A 19,117-nucleotide genomic window follows, 5' to 3' on the forward strand; every position below is an offset into this window, starting at 1 on the left:
TTTATCCTTTGACAAATATCTAAGCCGACTACTTTAGGTCAAAAAAGGTTCTGTCGTTCAGAAAATGAAATGGAGTATCTCATGCGTTTGTCGTGACTTGGTGCAGACTAGCTATAATTGTTTGTGCTTTTGTGCTATAATAAAGTATTCACTCCCTCCTTATTTGAGGGAATTATAAAATGGTTTCATTAGCCATGAAAGGATTTGACAATGACTGAAAAACAATCATTCTACATTACAACGCCGATTTACTACCCTTCTGGTAAATTGCACATCGGTTCTGCTTACACAACAATTGCCTGTGATGTTTTAGCGCGTTACAAACGCATGATGGACTACGATGTTTTCTATTTGACTGGTCTTGATGAACATGGTCAGAAGATTCAGCAAAAAGCAGAAGAAGCTGGCATTACTCCTCAAACTTACGTTGATGGTATGGCTGTTGGCGTTAAGGAACTCTGGGAACTTTTGGATATTTCTTATGACAAATTCATCCGTACAACAGATGATTACCATGAAGAAGTGGTTGCCAAGGTCTTTGAGCGTTTGCTTGAAAAAGGTGATATCTATCTTGGGGAATACCAAGGTTGGTACTCTGTTTCTGATGAGGAATACTTCACAGAAAGCCAGTTAGCAGAAGTTTATCGTGACGAAGAAGGTAAGGTTATTGGTGGTTTGGCACCATCAGGTCATGAAGTTGAGTTGGTTTCAGAAGAGTCTTATTTCTTCAAACTCAGCAAATATCAAAAACATCTAGAAGCTTTCTTCAAAGCGCATCCTGATTTTATTAGTCCAAACCGTCGTATGAACGAGATGCTTAAAAACTTCATCGAGCCTGGTTTAGAAGACTTGGCGGTGTCTCGTACGACCTTTACTTGGGGTGTACCTGTTCTGTCAAATCCAAAGCACGTGGTCTATGTGTGGATTGATGCCCTTCTTAACTATGCGACAGCTCTTGGCTATGGTCAAGCAGATTCTTCTAACTTTGACAAGTTTTGGCTTGATCAAACCGTCACAAAATCATGGACGGATGAAGACGGCAAAACGTGGGATTTCACCGTCAATCCAGAAATCAATCACATGGTTGGTAAGGACATTTTACGTTTCCATTCTATCTACTGGCCAATTATTTTGATGGCGCTTGATTTGCCATTGCCAAACCGACTGGTTGCTCACGGTTGGTTTGTCATGAAAAATGGTAAAATGTCTAAATCTAAAGGAAATGTTATCTATCCAGAAATGTTAGTCGAACGTTTCGGACTTGACCCACTTCGTTACTACCTCATGCGTAGTTTGCCAGTTGGTTCAGACGGTACCTTCACACCAGAAGATTACGTTAGCCGTATCAACTATGAGTTGGCAAATGACCTCGGAAACCTCCTCAACCGTACGGTTGCTATGATTAACAAGTACTTTGATGGGCAAATTCCAGCCTACAAAGAAAATGTCACTGACTTCGATGCTGATTTGGCAGCTGTTGTTGCTGATAATATTGCTAGCTACCATAAATACATGGATGCTGTCGATTATCCAAAAGCTCTTGAAGCAGTTTGGGCAATCATTTCACGTACTAATAAGTACATCGATGAGACAGCACCTTGGGTACTTGCTAAGGAAGAAGGGGATAAAGAAGCCCTTGCAGCTGTTATGGCGCACTTGGCAGCAAGTCTGCGCGTGACAGCTCATCTCATTCAACCATTTATGATGGAGACATCAAATGCAATCATGGAGCAATTGGGTCTAGGTGCAAGCTTTGATCTTGTGAACCTTGATTTAGCAGGTCTTCCGTCTGATGTTACTGTTGTAGCTAAAGGGACACCAATTTTCCCACGTCTAGACATGGAAGAAGAGATTGCTTACATTAAGAGCCAAATGAAGGTTGATGAACCAGAAACTGACAATGAGTGGAATCCAGAAGAAGTTGAGCTCAAGTCAAGCAAGGATGAGATTAAGTTTGAGACCTTTGATGCTGTTGAAATCCGTGTGGCAGAAGTAAAAGAAGTGGAAAAAGTTGACGGTTCTGACAAATTGCTTCGCTTCCGTTTGGACGCAGGTGATGGCGAAGATCGCCAAATCCTTTCAGGTATTGCAAAATTCTATCCAAACGAGCAAGAATTGGTCGGTCAGAAACTCCAAATCGTTGCTAACCTCAAACCACGTAAAATGATGAAAAAATATGTCAGTCAAGGCATGATTCTCTCAGCAGAGCATGACGGCAAGCTGACTGTTTTAACGGTTGATCCATCGGTACCAAACGGTAGTGTGATTGGGTAAAACAACATAGACTTAAATTAGCTTTTTTCAGGCTCACTTCAGAGAAGTGTATCTTGAAAATAGTCTAACAAGGTGAAGAAGTTAAGAACGTTTGTTCTGGCTTCTTTTTTTGCATTTATGAGACCTTGCTTTCTGACCTTGTATTCTTATTTTTAGCTTGTTATAATATAGGTCAGCGTCACCGAACGAGGTGTTAGAGGGAGAGTAATGAAAAAGTACGTGGTAGTTTTATGTGTCATGCTTATTTTAGGAGGTCTGGGTTTGGTTTTGGTTTCTGGCTATCTCAATCACAAAAAGGAACAAACCTATACTTATTCGACAAAGGTGATAGGTAATCCTTTGATGGGGTATGCTCCACAAGCGACTGATGAGGAAGTATCTAAGGATGTTGAGCTACTTTATGTGGATGTGACTTGGGCTGAGCTTGAGCCTAAAGAGGGGCAGTTTCAGTGGGAGGCTATTGAGAAGGCAAATCAGTTTGATCGCTGGCGCTCTGAAGGGAAGCATGTGGTTTTTCGATTTATTTTAGATTATCCAACAGAAGAGAAACATAAGGACATTCCTAACTGGCTTTATGAAAGTTTAGATCATCCTGGAGCTTGGTATAGTACTTCTTATGGAAAAGGTTTTTCGCCTAATTATGCTGATAAAAAGTTGCAGTCCTATTATAAAAAAGCTGTACAGGCAATGGCTCAGCGTTGGGGTGATGATGGGTTTATCGCCTATATTGAGCTTGGAGGTGTAGGACACTGGGGAGAGTGGCATGTGAATACTGCTGAGGGAGTGCCCTCTCTTCCTCGATTCGCAGAGTTGGAAAATTTTGTCAGTCCTTGGCTGACAGCTGATTTTACAGGCAGTCAATTTCTCATGCGTCGCCCCTTTACAACTGCAAAGAAAAATGGATTGGGGCTTTATAATGACATGGCAGGCTCTATCTCAGATACCAAAGAATGGTTAAAATGGATAGAATCTGGAGGTAGTTATAATCAGACAGGAGAGTCGGTTTTAGTAGCTATGTCAGATTATTGGCAATCAGCACCAGTCGGTGGTGAATTGACGAGTGGCATTAGTATGAAAACGCTAATGTCCACAAGATTGTCAGAAACGCGAAAGTGGGTTAGACAGTCCCACACCAGTTTTTTAGGACCTAAAGTGGCTGAAAAAAATTCTGAAGGCTATTACCAGTTATTATCCGACCTGGGCTATCGTTTATGGATTTCAAAGGCTGTTTTAAAGGGTTATGGAAAACAAAAAACGCTCAGTTTGACTTGGCATAATGCAGGGCAGGCTCCGTTTTATAAAGACTGGTCCGTTCGTCTCCAAGTCGTCGATTCGTCAGGTAAGGTACTAGACTCAGCACCATTTTCAATGGATTTAAGGAAAATTTTACCAGATCAGAGTCAGACGATTACTAATGAGTTGCCCAAATCTTTTGTGACAGCTGATGGCAATCTGAGAGGGCAGTTACGTTTGGCTATTATCGACCCTATGACTGACAAACCAGCTGTGAAACTACTGATGGAGGGTCAAGAGTCCTCGAGAGAGATTAGTTTGTTTTAAGCAAGAATATAGCGTATTGAGGTTAGTGATCCTAAAGATAAGGAGAGCTAACTTTTTTGTTGCCTCTAAAGTCATTCATTAGGAAATTATTTTTTCAAATATGAGAATAATTTCTTGTTTTTTAATGACTCAAATGTTGCTATCGAGAGATTGGGCTGATGAATCCTTATTATTAAAATGTCAATTCAGTTTGGAAATAATGAGTAGTCGCTGCTATAATATTAATATTTTTTAGGATAATGGCTTTTTTTCAGAAAAAAAGAAGGTCTTTTACTGAAAAAAAGTATAAAAAGTTGTAATATAGGGTATTTTTTTGTAAAGAATTTTCAAATAAATTGACATTTTTGTAATAATATGCTAACCTTTGGTATATAATATTCGCGTTAATTAAGATGTTATCAATTAGGAGAAAAAGGAAGAGAAACGATGGCAATTTTAGTGACAGGTAATACGCGCTATATCTCAGGAGAGGATTTAAGCGCTTTCTTTTTAGAAACACATGTTTTTGTTTTGGGGGAATTAAAGGCTTCTGAGGTAGATACAGGAAGGGGACTTACTGTGATTCCTCGTCAGAGGTCTACTTCTATAGATCGTGTGATTGATCGTTTTGATATTGATACGGTCATCTATTTATCACAATCCTTAAATGCTGCTGAGGAGCAGCTAGATGAAGCAGCGCAGCTTAAAATGATTTTAGATGCATTAAAAGGTCGCTCGGCTGTCAGATTTCTTTATGTTGTAGGACCAGATTTATTGTTCCATCAGGAAACGAGTCGTTCCTTGTCTCTAAACTATACAGTTGACCTTTGCCAAATGGCTGCTAGTCAGGAAGGTTTTGACTTTAAGCTCTTGACCAGTCTCTTTCTCTATGATGAGACGCTTGAGGGCGATAGCCTTTATAAGCTTTGTTCACATCTTATCAATCAGACCCACCCTGAGGTAGCTTATCATCCTGACCAGATTTGCTACTACGTGGCTAGTCATGACTTAGTGAAGTTAGTCTATCGTTTACTAGATTACTGGGAAGAGGATTCTAGTAGTGAGTTTATGATGCACGATAGCCTAGCCTTAACCTATAAAGACGTGCTTGAAGCTCTTTCAAAAGGTTTAGGGGTTTCTGTGAGCTTGGAGGATTTCTGTCAAGAGGACCTTCCTGTCATTGAAATGACTGAGACGAATGCTTGGTTAAAAGAAACCTATGGCTGGTTTCCACAGTTATCGCTATTAGAAACCGTCGATCAATTGGACCCTACTCTTTATAGAGAGGGGGCTAAAACAAAGGAGACAGGAAAGGGGGCTCAACAGTTACTAAATCGCTTAGACAATCAATCTCACCTTGTAAAGTTTCTCTATTTATTGGTCATTTGGCTTGTGTCTGAAGGGTTATCGTATGGCGTTGATAGTCGTCTTTATGCCAGTCACTTGGATTTTCGTTTTGTAGCGGTGCTTTTGGTAGGGATAACATTGGGGACTCCATACGGTTTGTCAGCTGCAGTGCTAGCTATCGTAGGTTTTTTAGGTCAGGCTTTACACACTGGCTCTACCCTAGCCACTCTCTTTTTTGAACCGCTCAATTGGCTACCTTATATGATTTATTTGATTGCTGGTATGCTTGCTGGAACGATTAAGGATCAGAAGTTGGGACAATTGGAGCAATTAAGGGAATCTAAAGAGGCTCTTGAAGAAGAGTTGCAGTTAGAGCAGACTTTTTCACAGCACCTGCTAGATGATAAGAAAGAACTTGCCTATCAAGTTTTGGAACAAAAAGAGAGTTATGCTCAAGTACTAAGTTTATTGAAGAGCTTAGATACAGCCTACCCAGAATTCTTCTTGTTAACACTTATGAATCACTTGTCGGACAAATTTAAGACAAGAGAGATCTTCCTTTATGAGGAAAAGGGTCAGGGAGTGACACGTCTTTTACATACTTTGTCAGATTCTAAAGAGCTTTATCCGATTGATAAATTAAGGACCTTGCTAGGCGAGATTGATTGTCAACCGGTCTGGATCAATCAGCACCTACGCTTGGATTATCCAAACTACCTCCTTCGTTTAGGTTATGGTGGTCAGTCTTATGTTATTGTGGTGACGCAAGTTGGCTTAGAGCAGGTTAATCTCTACCACCAAAATCTATTTGAGGTGACAGGAAAGCTTGCAGAGCAGTCATTTGAGTCCTGCCTACTAAAAAGTAGGCAGCTGGCTTCTTCTCAAGAGACAGTGGTAACAGTCCAAGATTTTAGAAGGAAGGTCCTTGCCTTAGATGAGAAGGTCAGTCTGAGAGATACTTATAGGGTACTTACGCTGTCCCAGGCTAACAAGAACGTCGTAAAAAGAGCTGAGTCTAGTTTAGGTGCCTTTGATACCTTGGGACAAGGAGAGGACCAGTTGATGCTTCTGACATTAAGTCAAGGAGCAGACACTTCAACCTCTATCGCTGAGGGATATGAAGTGTTATCTGCTCAGAGTGTTGAGGATGCGGCAGAAGCTATTCGTCTGGAACAGCTTATGCTCTGAGGAGGTGGATATGTTACTAGTTATCGTTTTAGTCTTACATATCGTCTTGGTTCTTTTTAGCCTATATAAGGTAAATAAAGTTAATTTTTCACTAACTCGGTCTCTTGTTGTGGTAGGATTCTTACTGCCTATCTTGGGCGTTTTGATATGGTACTGGATCTTTCAGGAGAGGCAAAGACCAGAACCTTCCCATTTTGATGAGATTGTACCTTGGTTAAGTGAGGACCAGCCCTTAGAGGCTTTAGAGAGTGCTATAACTGATTTTGATGTTAAAGGAATTGTTCCTTTTAGGGAAGCCTTGCTTTTAAATACCTCTAGTGTTAGGCGTGAGTTATTGATTGATTTAATTTTCGAGTCTGCAGAACGGTTCGTTCCTCTGTTACAAACGGCAAGGTTAAATGATGATGTCGAAGTGGTTCACTACGCGACAACGATTTTATCTGAGTTGACAGCCAAGTACGACACCAAACTGCGTCAGCTAACAGAACAGGTCCGCAAAGCCCCTACAGTTGCGAACCAGCTAGCTTATACCAGATTCTTAGACCTTTATATAAAGAGTCACATTGCAGAAGGGCACTATGCTCAGCAATTACGACACCAGTATATCAGTCGCGTCAAGACCTTGCTTCAGGAGGGGCTTGTGAGAGAGAAGGGGCTTTTCGTTACTCTAGGGAACTATCTGATAGAAGCTGGCGATTTTGAGAGTTTGTCTAGTCTTTTACTAGATATGGATAAGCAATTTCCATTTGCGGAGGAGACTTGCCTCTTGCACCTTCAAAAACTCTATTTGGAAAAAAATCAAGAAGAACTATCGCTTTATTTAGAAACGGTAAGGCAAAAGAGGGTCTATTTCTCAGCAGAAAATAGAGATTTTGTTACTCGCTTGCTATCTAGTCAGGGAGAGAAGATATATGTTTAGGAAAAAAGGCTATCAATTTACCAGCCTAATAATTGTTTTTGGATTACTGATAGTAATTGCAGGTGGCCTATTTTTGGAGAGAAAAGGAATCCAGTATCAGGTAACGAATCATGATGCTTACTTATTGGACGATAAGAAGGTTCAGTCAAAGCAGGAGGCCTTGGCAAGGGTAAAACCGACCAACTTGGCTATTTATGATTCAACCAATAAAACGTCACAGGCAGCTCTACCTGGTTTTAAGCAGATATTTGAAGATATGCGCGTGGCGACGACTTATGTGGATATTTCTCAGGAATCGCTTTTCAATTTAGCAGATTATCAGACAGTGACTATCTTGACCCCCAATATCGAACCTTTGGGGCAAAGAGTGTTGGATATCATGGACTGGGTCGAAGCAGGTGGCAATGTGATGTTTGCTATGACGCTTCAAAAAGATACCCTAGTTAGTCTTATTGAACAAAAAATCGGTATTGATACCTCAAGCTATTCAAATGCACTTGTCAGCTCTATCTTTATCAAAAAAGGCTTTATGCTAGGCGGAGGTCAGTCTTATGCCATTGAAAATGGCTACGATTCGTCTTGGTCAGTTGGTTTGTCCAAAGATGCTAAGGTCTATATGCAGACAGCCGATGATTCAAAGGTTCCTTTGATTTGGTCTTATCGTTTAGGAACTGGTCGCGTTGTTGTGGATAACTTTGGGATTTACGAGCAATCCATGAGAGGATTCTATACTTCCTCTTACTCCTTGCTATCTGATGTGGGTATTTACCCAGTGATTAATTCTTCGGCATTTACGCTAGACGATTTTCCATCCCCTGTTCCTAGTGGAGATGCTACTTATATCTCTAGGGATTACAATATGTCGGTATCTGATTTTTACACCAATATTTGGTGGCCAAATATGGTCAAGTTATCTGATAAGTACGGTTTGAAATACACAGGTGTTGTGATTGAAAACTATGAAGATGATACGACAGGTAGTCAAAAGCGTCAAAATGATACGTCGCGATTCACTTATTTTGGAAATCAATTGCTCCAAATGGGTGGCGAAATCGGCTATCACGGCTACAACCACCAACCTTTAAGTCTACCTTATGTGAATTATAATGGAGAGTTTAGTTATAAAAAATGGAAAGACGTCAATGCTATGGAAAAATCATTGACGGAGTTGGCTAATTTTACCAGCTATGTCTTTCCAGGGATAAGGTCATCTGTTTATGTACCACCGTCCAATATTTTATCGCCTGAGGGACGTCAATTGATAGCTGATAAATTCCCTCAAATCCGCGTGATTGCTTCAAGTTATACCACCCTTGGACATGAGTATGCCCAAGAATTTGATGTCGCAAAAGACGGTATTGTGGAAGAACCTCGGATTTCATCCGGAACTGTTATCGATGATTACATCAAGTTAACCATGCTATCAGAGTTGAATTTCCACATGGTTAGTCATCATTTTGTGCACCCAGATGATCCTTTGGATGTTGATCGTGGAGCCAAGATGGGTTGGAAAAAAATGTACCAAAATATTTCACGCCAATTTTCTTGGCTTTACAAAGCAGCCCCTATGATTCGTAACCAGACGGAATCTGAGATGGGAGGCAGTATTCAGCGTTTTGCTAGTGTCAATGTGACAAAAGAAGTTCGTCAAGATGCCTTTGTTTTTCACATCGATCATCTAGTGGATGAGGCTTACTTTATGGTTCGTATCAATGAGGGAGACATTGGTAAGACGACAGGAGGAAGTTTGAAAAAGGTTGGAGAGAACCTTTACCTCCTTAGAGCACATCAAGCTGACGTAAAAATGACTCGTAAAACTGTTAAGTAGTAAGTAGTAAGATGATATAGAGATTTGAAAGGAAAAGAAGTGAGGATTTGTTTAGTCTTAGAAGGATGTTATCCTTACGTTCACGGAGGGGTTTCCTCCTGGATGCATAATTACATCAATGAGATGACCGAACATGAATTTGTATTGGTCACGATTGGTTCAAATGAAAGCCTGAGAGGGCAGTTTAAATATGATCTAGCAGATAATGTTGTTGAGGTTAAAGAAATTTTCTTGGACAGCGCCTTATCTGTTAGTAACGATAATAGTCAAGCCTTAGGCTTTAGTGAGGAAGAGAGAAAAGCACTTAAAGAGCTTATCGCTTGTCAGTCACCTAATTGGGATGTTCTTTTTAGGATTTTTAACGATCGTAAGGTTAATCCAATGCAGTTTCTGGAGAGCCCTACCTTCTTAGAATTGTTGACAGAGTGTGTGGAAGAGCACCACAATCAACAGTCCTTCGCAGATATTTTTCATTCAACAAGGTCAATGTTGTTGACGGTATTGTATCTCATGACACAGGATTTGCCCAAGGCTGATGCCTATCATGCGATTGCGACAGGCTATGCGGGACTTTTGGCTTCTCTAGGAAGTTATCAACACAAGGCACCGCTTTTGTTAACAGAACACGGTATTTACACGCGCGAACGCGAAGAGGAAATCCTACGTTCTGATTGGGTTTTACCGAGTATGAAACGTCAGTGGATTCGTTATTTTTATATGCTGTCCAATCTGATTTATGATCGAGCAGAGATTGTGACGAGTCTGTATGAGAAAGCTAAGACTATCCAAGAAGAGGTCGGTTGTAACATTGAAAAGTGTCGTGTGATTTCAAATGGTATTCACTACGATCGCTTTGCTGCAATTCCTCTCAAGGAAGAAGATGGCTGGGTGGATATTGGTGCAGTTGTTCGAATTGCGCCAATCAAGGATATCAAAACCATGCTCTATGTTTTTTATGAGCTGTCTCAAACCTATCCTCAAACTAGACTCCATATTATGGGAGCAGTTGATGATGAGGAGTACAACCGTGAGTGCTTAGACTTGGTGAAACAACTTGACATCAGGAATGTTATCTTTACAGGACAAGTTGATGTGATTTCTTATATGGAGAAATTAGATTTCACGATACTAACCAGTATTTCAGAAGCCCAGCCTCTATCAGTCATCGAATCAATGGCTGCCCGTCGCCCTTGTGTGACAACTGAGGTTGGTTGTTGCCGTGAATTGCTTGAGGGAAATAAAGACGATCAGTTAGGGATTGCAGGTTACTGTGTTCCTCCAACTTATCGCCTGGGTTTGACGCATGCGATGGAAAAAATGTGTTCATCTCGTCAGTTGCGTCTTAAGATGGGAGAGATTGCCCAAAAACGTGCTGAGCGTTATTACCTATATGAATTGATGATTGACCAATATCGTCGTATGTACCAGGAGGTGATGTGATGGCTGGGATTGGATTTGCTATCAATAAAATCGTCAAGGACCAATCTTACAAGTCAAAAGTCAGAGCTTTTTCATACGCAAGTATTGTCACCCTAGTCCCTCTGATATTGGGAGAGTTGGTTCTAGTTGCGGCTTATCTGTTGACAGCTATTGCTAACTTTCATATCACTGATCGTAACTTGATGGTGGCCATATTAACCTATGGTATCTTAGCATCAATGTTGGTCAATGGTATCACGGCACCTGTTGTATCACGTTTTGTTTCTGACCGCCTGTTTCACAAGGATTTGAGTCTTTTATTGGCAACTTATTGGGGTAGTCAGGGAGTTGTATTGGCTATTGGAGCTAGCTTGTATGGTCTCTTTATTATCGTATCTGGCTTGGGGATTCTTTATGGTCTTTTAGCCTGGTTGTTATTTTGTCAGTTATTGTTATCGTGGAATGCCATGAATTACTTAACAGTACTTCAAGATTATATTGGGATAATAAAGGCTTTTGGTGTAACCATCGTCCTAACTTTTGTCATGGGAGGTCTCTTTCTGATATTAGGGTTAACGCCAGTTGCGGCAGTTATTTCAGGTCTTGTGATGGGCTATGCTGGCTTTAACGTTCAGTCAACGCTACTGTTGTACCATCATTTTCCAAGGACTATTGATTGGCATCATTTATTTGATTTCTTAGCTTATTTTGATGATTTTTGGCAACTGGCTTGGAGTGGTTTTTTGACTCAAGTTGGTTTGATTGGTCATATTATTATCATCTGGTTTAGTCCGATTGGACAGCGTGTGAAGGGTCTCTTTTTTATCGCTCCTTACTATGATTTAACGCTCTTCTTAGCGTCACTGACCATGTTAGCGACTACGATTAGTTTTATCGTCTCTTTAGAAGTTGATTTTTACCGTTCTTATCGTAACTACTACACCAGCTTTACACGTGGTGCTAGTCTGACTCAGCTGAGACAGGCTGAAAAAGAGATGACAGGCTGCCTTAATAGAGGTCTCAAAAAGACCGTCTGGATCCAACTCATGGTAACGATGGTGATGATTTCTCTGGGAACAGTGGTTTTAAATGCCCTACCCTTAGGGTTTAATAATACAATCAGTGGTTACTTTAGAATTCTCTGTGTTTCTTATGCGATTTATGGAATGGCTAATGTCATCAATCTTTCCAGTCAGTATTTTGGGAATATTGCAGGAAGTTTTAAGGGAACCTTAGTATTTGCTTCGGTATCTACAGTTGCCACCTTATTTTTCCTACTTGCCAATCCAGTATTTTTTGGTTTTGGATTTTTGATTGGAAATGCTGTTTATTTTATGATGATGTGGCTTCAGATGGAAGATTTAAATCATCGTGTTTTGTACCAATTTCTAGGAAGACTTCCTCTCGTTGAGGAAGAAAAAGATGGCTTCTTTCATTGTTTAGCGCAGCGATTAAACCAAAAAGCTGTACAAACCTTTGCACATGATAGAAGCAACGAGAGAGAGTAAGAGGAGTCAAAATGAGAAAAAATAAAAGCCTATTGGGAGTTGTCGGTCTCCTTCTAGCAACTATTGTATTAGTCGTGTTGGCTCAGCTGATATCAGGTCAATCTTCAAATGACAAGCAAACCGTCACTGAGACGAAAAAAGAAGTCAATACTTATGATGATAAGAATTATCATTTGGCAGATAATACGGCTCTCTATGAAACAACCAGTAGAACGGATGTCAAAACCATGTATCTAACGATTGGTACAGGAAGTCAGTCTGATAATACTAATCACACTTGGTCTGAGGTCAATGGTTTATCTGTCTACGACTATGACAAGATGGGAGTTAGCCGCTATAAAGTCAATGCTATTTTACAAGTTGGAGATGAAAATGGTCCTAAGGCAGGAACCTTGGGCTACGATGCCCAGACGCCTAATGTAACAGTCCAAGTACGTGGTCAAACGTCAAGTCGAAATCCACAAAAGAATTATAAGATAGCTATTAAGAAGGATAAGGGAAGCTACTACGGTCAAACCACTATAAATCTTAACAAGCACCAAACAGAAGGGTTAAGATTTCGAAATATGATGGCTTATACCTTACTGCAGGATATCCCACAACTTCTGAGTTTACGAACAGAGTTTGTTCACCTCTATGTTAAAGATCCTAATAGCACGACTCCAAATGACTTTATTGACTATGGGCTTTATACACAGGTTGAGCAACTCAATAATGCTGGTAAAAAAGCTCACAATCTGGACACCAGTGGTCAGCTGTATAAGATCAATCAGTTTGAATTTTATAAAGACGACGTTATCAAATTGAGTAGTGATGCCACATACGATAAAAAAGCATTTGAAGAAAAGTTAGAGATAAAAGGTTCGGATGATCATCAGAAATTACTTGATTTAATTGATAAAGTTAATGACCCTAGTTTGGACTTTGATAAAGTATTAGATGAGAATCTTGATCGTACCAATTTAGCTTATTGGATGGCCTTTAATATCTTAATGGGAAATCATGATACGCAAAACCGTAACATGTACTTCTATAGCCCATTAAATTCTGAACGTTGGTATTTTATTCCTTGGGATAATGACGGTTCTTTATTTAAAACAGAGTATCAGATTAAAGGGAACCCAGGAGATGCTGCTTGGGAGACTGGAGTTAGTAATTATTGGGGAAATCTTCTGTTTAGACGTGCCTTGAAGACAGAAAGTTTTCGTAAAGAATTGACAGCAGCTATTGAGGATTTGCGTCAGAATTACTTAACAGATCAAAAGATTACTAGTTTATCCACAGAATTGTCTACAGTTGTGAGTCCTTTTATTAACAAATCACCAGATAGTCTAAAGTTGGGTGTCAATATGACTCAATATCAAGAGATACTCAATGCCTTACCGGGTGAAATTGCCCAAAATAGACAGTCATTTTATGATAGTTTTGAGACACCAATGCCATTCTTTATCGGTACTCCGACAAAAGAAGTGGGTAATAAAATGAAGATTACTTGGGATGCTTCTTATGATTTTGGAAAAGAGGATATTACTTACACAGTCGAGGTGTCAACGGATTATAACTTTACATCGACTATTTTCAAACAAGATAATCTTAGTCTAACCACAGTAACAACAGATTTGCCTGCTGCAGGTCAATATTATATTAGGGTTAAAGCAACCAATACATCAGGTAAATCTCAATATGCCTTTGATTATTATGTGACGTCAGAGTCGCATAAAGTAACAGGTGTAAAATCTATCTTTATTGATACTGATGGAACAATTAAAGAGGATGTTTATGAACTCAACTAAAGAAATTTTTCGTCATGAGCAGAAGTACCTGATTTCTAAGAAGGACCAAGTCCTCATTAGGCAGCGTTTGAAAGATATTTTGCATCTTGATAAGCATGTGAAAGAGAGAAGCTACACGATTCGAAGTCTTTACTTTGATGATTATTGGAATAGTGCCTACGAGGATAAAGAAGCAGGGATTCTTATGAGGAAGAAGTACCGTATTCGTATCTATAACTTTACTGATGATGTCATCAAATTGGAACGTAAGAAAAAACATGGTGCCTATATTTACAAGGAAGATGCTCCTTTAACGAGAGAAGAGTTCTATAAGATTTTAGATGGGGACTATCAGTTCTTGCTAACAAGCCCACACCCCTTGTGTCAAGAATTTTATGTGGAATGTGTAAGCAATCAGATGCGCCCACGGACGATTGTTGACTATGAGCGTGAGCCTTGGATTCTTGAGGCGGGAACAGTTCGTGTCACCTTTGATGAAAATGTTCGTGCAGCCGTTGGCAGTTTTGACATCTTTGATGCGAGCCTACCTACCTTGGAAGTTTTAGAAGAAGACAAGTTGGTTATGGAAGTTAAGTACACGGAGTTTTACCCTGATATCGTCAAGGCAATCGTACCAGCTGATGCAACGGAGTATACTGCGGTATCAAAATATGTCCTCTGCTATGACAAATCGAACTATAAGCACAGTTTTACCAATTATTGGTATGAAAATGGGTCTAAGTAAGACCGACAATGAAACAGAAGAGAGAGAAAAATGAGTGTTCAAGATGTTTTGAAAAAATCCTTTGTCAGTTCTTATACTGGTGAGGACCTGTGGCAGATTATGCTTGCTTTAGTCATCTCCATTTTGATGGGGGTTGCTATTTATATGATTTATCGTCAATTTTATACAGGAGTAGTCTTTTCAAGGAGCTTTGCGATTACCTTAGTAGGTATGACTGTTCTAACCTGTATGGTAACCTTGGCAATTAGTTCAAATATTGTGATTTCCCTCGGTATGGTCGGTGCCTTGTCTATTGTTAGGTATCGAACTGCCATAAAAGATCCCATGGATTTGCTCTATATTTTTTGGGCAATTACAACAGGGATAACGGTCGGCGCTAAGATGTACTTTTTAGCGATTGTAGCAGCTGTTGTGATGACTGCCTTGTTTGTGATTTTCTATTACTACCAACAGTCTGGTAAGGTTTATATTACCGTGATTCACTACCATGATAAGGAAGCTGAGGAAGCTATCTTCCAAAGTTTCGGAAAATTAAAATACTTTGTTAAATCAAAAACTAGCCGTAGAGGTCAAACAGAGCTATCTATCGAAGTTTTCTGTAAAGATGACAACCTTAGTTTCACCGATAAGATTCAAAATGTAGCAGGTGTTGATGATGTTACCTTGATTCAGTACAATGGTGAGTATCACGGTTGATTAAAAATTTTTAAAATTTAAGCAAAAAGATGACTATTTGATTGAATTTCTGCTATAATAAAAGAATAGTTGCAAACACAGTTTGATGTAATGATTGGAGAGAATATGGCAATTTTATTAACAGGTGGTGCTGGATTTATTGGTAGCCACACTAGTATTGAACTTAATAAAGCTGGGTACGAAGTTGTTCTAGTGGATGATTTTTCAAACAGTTCACCAGAGGTTTTAAATCGTCTAGAGAGTATTACTGGTCAAAAGTTTCCATTTTATGAAGGAAGTATTTTAGATAAAGATTTTCTAAGAGGAGTCTTTGAAAAGCATCAGATTGATGCTGTCATTCACTTCGCAGCCTTTAAGGCAGTAGGTGAGTCTGTTTCTGAACCTTTAAAGTACTACCATAATAACATTACAGGTACCATTAGCCTCTTAGAAGTGATGAAAGAAAAAGGGGTCAAAAATATTGTCTTCTCATCAAGTGCTACGGTTTATGGCATGAACAATGTCTCACCGTTGACAGAAGACTTACCAACCTCAGCAACAAATCCTTATGGTTACACAAAAGTGATGATGGAGCAGATTTTGATGGATGTGGTTGCGTCTGATCCAGAGTGGTCAGTGACCCTACTACGTTATTTCAATCCGATTGGTGCTCATGAGTCAGGTCTGATTGGAGAAGCTCCAAATGGTATTCCTAATAATCTGATGCCCTATATCACTCAGGTTGCGGTAGGGAAATTGGCAGAGCTCTCTGTCTTCGGAGATGACTACGATACTCCAGATGGGACAGGTGTCCGTGACTATATCCACGTTGTTGATTTGGCGAATGGTCACAGCCTAGCTCTTAAACATAATCTTGAACAAGTTGGCACACAAATCTTCAACTTGGGAACTGGAAATGGTTACAGTGTCTTGGATCTTGTTAAAGCATTTGAGGCTGAAAATCAAGTAGCCGTCCCTTATGTCATTAAAGAGCGTCGCCCAGGTGATATTGCAACCTGTTATGCGGATGCCAGCAAGGCAAAAGAAATTCTCGGTTGGACAGCACAGAAGGACTTACACGATATGATGCGTGATTCTTGGAAATGGCAAAGCCAAAATCCAAATGGATACGACGCATAAGTAGGTCATCGTTGATGAACCCTTGCACTCATTTTGAGTGCAGGGGTTCTTTTTCTAGATTAGGTGACAGGAGATGTTATTTCTATACAGGCGGGTTGATGTGATAGAAATAGGTTGATAGAGCATTTCTTAGAAAGAAGAGGAAAGCGTTTTTTAAGATCCTTTAAAGGGTGAAAATCTCCGCTTAAGTAAAAATTTTGATATACTAGTAGACGAATAATTCCAAAGAAATGAGACATTCATGAGTTTAAAACAATTAACAAAAGAAGACTATCAAGAAGCCTTAACGTCTTTTCCAGCTTGTTCTTTTATGCAGACTGTTGAGATGGGTACCCTTCTGGAAAAAAGAGGGAATCAAGTGACTTATCTTGGATTTGAAGCTGATGGGGAAGTGCAAGTTTTGGCGGTGCTTTATGCAAAACCGATGTTTGGTGGTTTGATGATGGAAATCAATTCTGGACCAGCTTCCAAGGATAGCCGCTACCTAGCTCCTTTTTATAAAGCTTTGGCAGTCTATGCCAAACAGAAAGGCGCTCTAGAATTGGTGGTTAAACCGTATGACACTTACCAGACTTTCGATAGTGATGGTAATCCAGCTGATGATGAAAGAGCACAGCTGATTAGTGATTTTACAGATCTTGGCTATCAACATGATGGTTTGCAGACGGGCTATCCAGGGGGAGAACCTGATTGGCACTATGTTAAAGATCTATCTGGACTAACCCTTCAAACCCTTCGTAAATCTTACAGTAAAAAAGGGCGTCCTTTAGCGAATAAAACGGCTTCATTTGGAATCAAAATTCGTCGTCTGGAAAGATCAGAGTTACACTTATTTAAGGAAATTACCTCTTCAACATCTGAGCGCCGTGACTATGATGATAAGCCACTTGATTATTACGAAGCTTTTTATGATAGCTTTGGAGACAAGGCTGAGTTTATGTTGGCAACCATTAACTTCCAAGATTACCTTGACAACCTGACCAAAGATCAAGATAAACTCAAGGTGAGTATTGATGCTATTGAAGCTGAACTGGCTGCCGGGTCAAACTCATGTAAAAAGCATAGAACCCTGAAGGAATTGAAACATCAATATGAGACTTTTGAAGTCCGTAAATCAGAGGCGCGTGATTTCTTAGAGAAATATGGACAAGAAGATGTCAGCCTGGCAGCTAGTCTCTTTATCTACACACCACAGGAATCTGTCTATCTCTTTAGTGGTTCACTGACTGAGTTCAACAAATTCTATGCTCCTGTGGCCTTGCAGGAACATGTGATGTCAGAAAGTATTAAGCGTGGAATCACCTTCTACACTTTCTTGGGGATCCAAGGTATCTTTGATGGTAGTGATGGTGTCTTGCGTTTCAAACAAAATTTCAATGGTTATATTGTCCGTAAGATGGGAACCTTCCGCTATTACCCGAGACCGATGAAACGTCAGGCGATTCAATTGGTTAAGAAGCTATTAGGAAGATAAAAGACTCTAGTTTCTTCTTGGAAGAAAAGGATAAAATACCGTTCATTTTAATTTTTGTATCAGGTGAGAGATAAAGGGAAAGTCAAGAGATGAAATACATGACAATGACTAACTTTTCTTGGGTTGCAGCCAAGGCTCAAAGTCAAGGAGACTTGGCTCTACTGAAAGAAGAGTTAGGGATGGATACTGAGATTATCAGTTATGCTTTGGATAAGAACGAGTTAGCTCACCTTGAGTATGACAAGTTTGATAAAGAACTCCTTCTTATTTACAATGCCCTGCGAGATGGTCAGTCCATGACTTATCAGACCTCGCCAGTTAGTTTCTTTGTCAAAAAAGACCAGCTGGTCACTATTTTTGGACCTGAGACAGACTATCTTCTCCCAACTTTTGAAGAGGCTCTTCGCAGAAGACCAGAAGCTAGCTTGTTTGAGGGGCTGTTTACGATGTTGTTTTTGATTTCGAAAACTTATTTTCCAGTTTTAGAGAGTTTGAACAGAGAGCGTCACCTCGTTAATCAAAAGCTTCGTCGTCAGACTTCAAAGCAAAGCTTGCTCGAATTGTCTGACTTAGAGATTGGTCTCGTTTATCTTGTTTCTGCCAGCAAGCAAAACGCTCTGCTATTGGAACAACTCCAAGGACAAGCTTTCTATAAGCAACTAACAGAAGGAGACTTGGAGCAACTGGAGGATGCCCACATCGAGGCACGTCAGTTAATGGAGATGACTAGTCTGTCAGCTCAGATTATCGAACAGTTGGAAGGAACTTATAATAACGTCCTAAACAACGACTTGAATGATACCATGAAGGTCTTGACCAAGTTGTCTATCTTGCTAACGATTCCTAGTATCGTCACTGGCTTTTTCGGGATGAATGTCACATTACCCAAGCTTTTCACACAAGATAATATGTCTTGGCTTTGGGTTATTGTCTTGACATTGGTTCTTTGGATGATCTGGGGGATTGTCTTAGGTTTTTACATGAAACAGTGGCAGTTTAGCTTTAGAAGAAAGAACAAGTGAAGGGGATGGATTCATTTAATCAGTTTAAGTGAAAAATCTGGGTTAGTAGGAAACATGGTATGGAACGTAAACAAGTAACAGCCCGAATGGTAAAATCCATTGGCTGGTCAGAAAATAATATGGAAGTTGAGTACTTATCAGGACTAATTCATCAATATCACGGAGTGAGTGAACTTGAGTATGTGCGTTGTCTGACTGGAAATATTGATAAGAAGGTCAGATTGATTGGTAAGTCACATAGCTTTACTAAAATAACTTAGAAGTAAG

At 39.9% G+C, this 19,117-nt stretch carries 14 protein-coding genes; all 14 read left to right on the top strand.

What is annotated here, in order from left to right:
* Positions 1-210 precede the first annotated feature (210 nt).
* The 14 genes from metG to JOC31_RS02960 all read left to right on the top strand — a co-directional run bounded on the left by metG (position 211) and on the right by JOC31_RS02960 (position 19,110).
* Positions 211-2,274: a methionine--tRNA ligase gene (metG, locus tag JOC31_RS02895; protein WP_205016688.1), complete on the top strand. Its 2,064-nt coding sequence runs from the start codon at positions 211-213 to the stop codon at positions 2,272-2,274.
* A gap of 207 nt (positions 2,275-2,481) precedes the next feature.
* On the top strand, positions 2,482-3,834 hold the full coding sequence (locus JOC31_RS02900) for a DUF4832 domain-containing protein (RefSeq protein WP_205016689.1): 1,353 nt from the start codon (positions 2,482-2,484) through the stop codon (positions 3,832-3,834).
* 426 nt (positions 3,835-4,260) lie between these two features.
* On the top strand, positions 4,261-6,348 hold the full coding sequence (locus JOC31_RS02905) for an NAD(P)-dependent oxidoreductase (protein WP_205016690.1): 2,088 nt from the start codon (positions 4,261-4,263) through the stop codon (positions 6,346-6,348).
* A 10-nt stretch (positions 6,349-6,358) separates the two neighbouring features.
* Complete coding sequence (locus tag JOC31_RS02910) at positions 6,359-7,267, top strand: hypothetical protein (RefSeq protein ID WP_205016691.1); 909 nt, start codon at positions 6,359-6,361, stop codon at positions 7,265-7,267.
* Entirely contained in the window at positions 7,260-9,095 is a 1,836-nt protein-coding gene (locus JOC31_RS02915) for a DUF2194 domain-containing protein (protein WP_205016692.1), read from the top strand. The genes JOC31_RS02910 and JOC31_RS02915 overlap by 8 nt, the downstream gene beginning before the upstream one ends.
* Before the next feature lie 39 nt (positions 9,096-9,134).
* On the top strand, positions 9,135-10,535 hold the full coding sequence (gene pelF / locus JOC31_RS02920; protein WP_205016693.1) for a GT4 family glycosyltransferase PelF: 1,401 nt from the start codon (positions 9,135-9,137) through the stop codon (positions 10,533-10,535).
* Positions 10,535-12,022, top strand: coding sequence for an exopolysaccharide Pel transporter PelG (pelG, locus tag JOC31_RS02925; protein ID WP_205016694.1), 1,488 nt, complete (start codon positions 10,535-10,537; stop codon positions 12,020-12,022). Before pelF ends, pelG begins: the two co-directional genes overlap by 1 nt.
* 11 nt (positions 12,023-12,033) lie before the next feature.
* Positions 12,034-13,815: a CotH kinase family protein gene (locus tag JOC31_RS02930; RefSeq protein ID WP_205016695.1), complete on the top strand. Its 1,782-nt coding sequence runs from the start codon at positions 12,034-12,036 to the stop codon at positions 13,813-13,815.
* The gene (locus JOC31_RS02935; protein ID WP_205016696.1) at positions 13,802-14,539 is read left to right on the top strand and encodes a polyphosphate polymerase domain-containing protein; all 738 of its coding nucleotides are present in this window, start codon (positions 13,802-13,804) and stop codon (positions 14,537-14,539) included. The genes JOC31_RS02930 and JOC31_RS02935 overlap by 14 nt, the downstream gene beginning before the upstream one ends.
* A gap of 30 nt (positions 14,540-14,569) precedes the next feature.
* A complete protein-coding gene (locus JOC31_RS02940) occupies positions 14,570-15,235 on the top strand; it encodes a DUF4956 domain-containing protein (protein WP_205016697.1) in 666 nt (221 codons plus the stop codon).
* A gap of 105 nt (positions 15,236-15,340) precedes the next feature.
* Positions 15,341-16,354, top strand: coding sequence for a UDP-glucose 4-epimerase GalE (galE, locus tag JOC31_RS02945; RefSeq protein WP_205016698.1), 1,014 nt, complete (start codon positions 15,341-15,343; stop codon positions 16,352-16,354).
* A 241-nt stretch (positions 16,355-16,595) separates the two neighbouring features.
* Positions 16,596-17,828: an aminoacyltransferase gene (locus JOC31_RS02950; protein ID WP_205016699.1), complete on the top strand. Its 1,233-nt coding sequence runs from the start codon at positions 16,596-16,598 to the stop codon at positions 17,826-17,828.
* Between the two features lie 98 nt (positions 17,829-17,926).
* Complete coding sequence (locus JOC31_RS02955) at positions 17,927-18,850, top strand: magnesium transporter CorA family protein (protein WP_338058825.1); 924 nt, start codon at positions 17,927-17,929, stop codon at positions 18,848-18,850.
* A gap of 59 nt (positions 18,851-18,909) precedes the next feature.
* Entirely contained in the window at positions 18,910-19,110 is a 201-nt protein-coding gene (locus tag JOC31_RS02960; RefSeq protein WP_205016701.1) for a hypothetical protein, read from the top strand.
* The last annotated feature ends 7 nt before the right edge of the window (positions 19,111-19,117 follow it).

The sequence above is a fragment of the Streptococcus saliviloxodontae genome (genome assembly GCF_016908655.1).
GTDB classification, from domain to species: domain Bacteria; phylum Bacillota; class Bacilli; order Lactobacillales; family Streptococcaceae; genus Streptococcus; species Streptococcus saliviloxodontae.

Coding starts and splice junctions, on each gene's coding strand:
- JOC31_RS02950 (WP_205016699.1), top strand. CDS start 16,596: ATGAGTTTAAAACAATTAACAAAAGAAGACTATCAAGAAGCCTTAACG.
- JOC31_RS02955 (WP_338058825.1), top strand. CDS start 17,927: ATGACAATGACTAACTTTTCTTGGGTTGCAGCCAAGGCTCAAAGTCAA.
- JOC31_RS02915 (WP_205016692.1), top strand. CDS start 7,260: ATGTTTAGGAAAAAAGGCTATCAATTTACCAGCCTAATAATTGTTTTT.
- JOC31_RS02935 (WP_205016696.1), top strand. CDS start 13,802: ATGAACTCAACTAAAGAAATTTTTCGTCATGAGCAGAAGTACCTGATT.
- galE (WP_205016698.1), top strand. CDS start 15,341: ATGGCAATTTTATTAACAGGTGGTGCTGGATTTATTGGTAGCCACACT.
- JOC31_RS02960 (WP_205016701.1), top strand. CDS start 18,910: ATGGAACGTAAACAAGTAACAGCCCGAATGGTAAAATCCATTGGCTGG.
- JOC31_RS02910 (WP_205016691.1), top strand. CDS start 6,359: ATGTTACTAGTTATCGTTTTAGTCTTACATATCGTCTTGGTTCTTTTT.
- JOC31_RS02900 (WP_205016689.1), top strand. CDS start 2,482: ATGAAAAAGTACGTGGTAGTTTTATGTGTCATGCTTATTTTAGGAGGT.
- JOC31_RS02930 (WP_205016695.1), top strand. CDS start 12,034: ATGAGAAAAAATAAAAGCCTATTGGGAGTTGTCGGTCTCCTTCTAGCA.
- pelG (WP_205016694.1), top strand. CDS start 10,535: ATGGCTGGGATTGGATTTGCTATCAATAAAATCGTCAAGGACCAATCT.
- JOC31_RS02940 (WP_205016697.1), top strand. CDS start 14,570: ATGAGTGTTCAAGATGTTTTGAAAAAATCCTTTGTCAGTTCTTATACT.
- JOC31_RS02905 (WP_205016690.1), top strand. CDS start 4,261: ATGGCAATTTTAGTGACAGGTAATACGCGCTATATCTCAGGAGAGGAT.
- metG (WP_205016688.1), top strand. CDS start 211: ATGACTGAAAAACAATCATTCTACATTACAACGCCGATTTACTACCCT.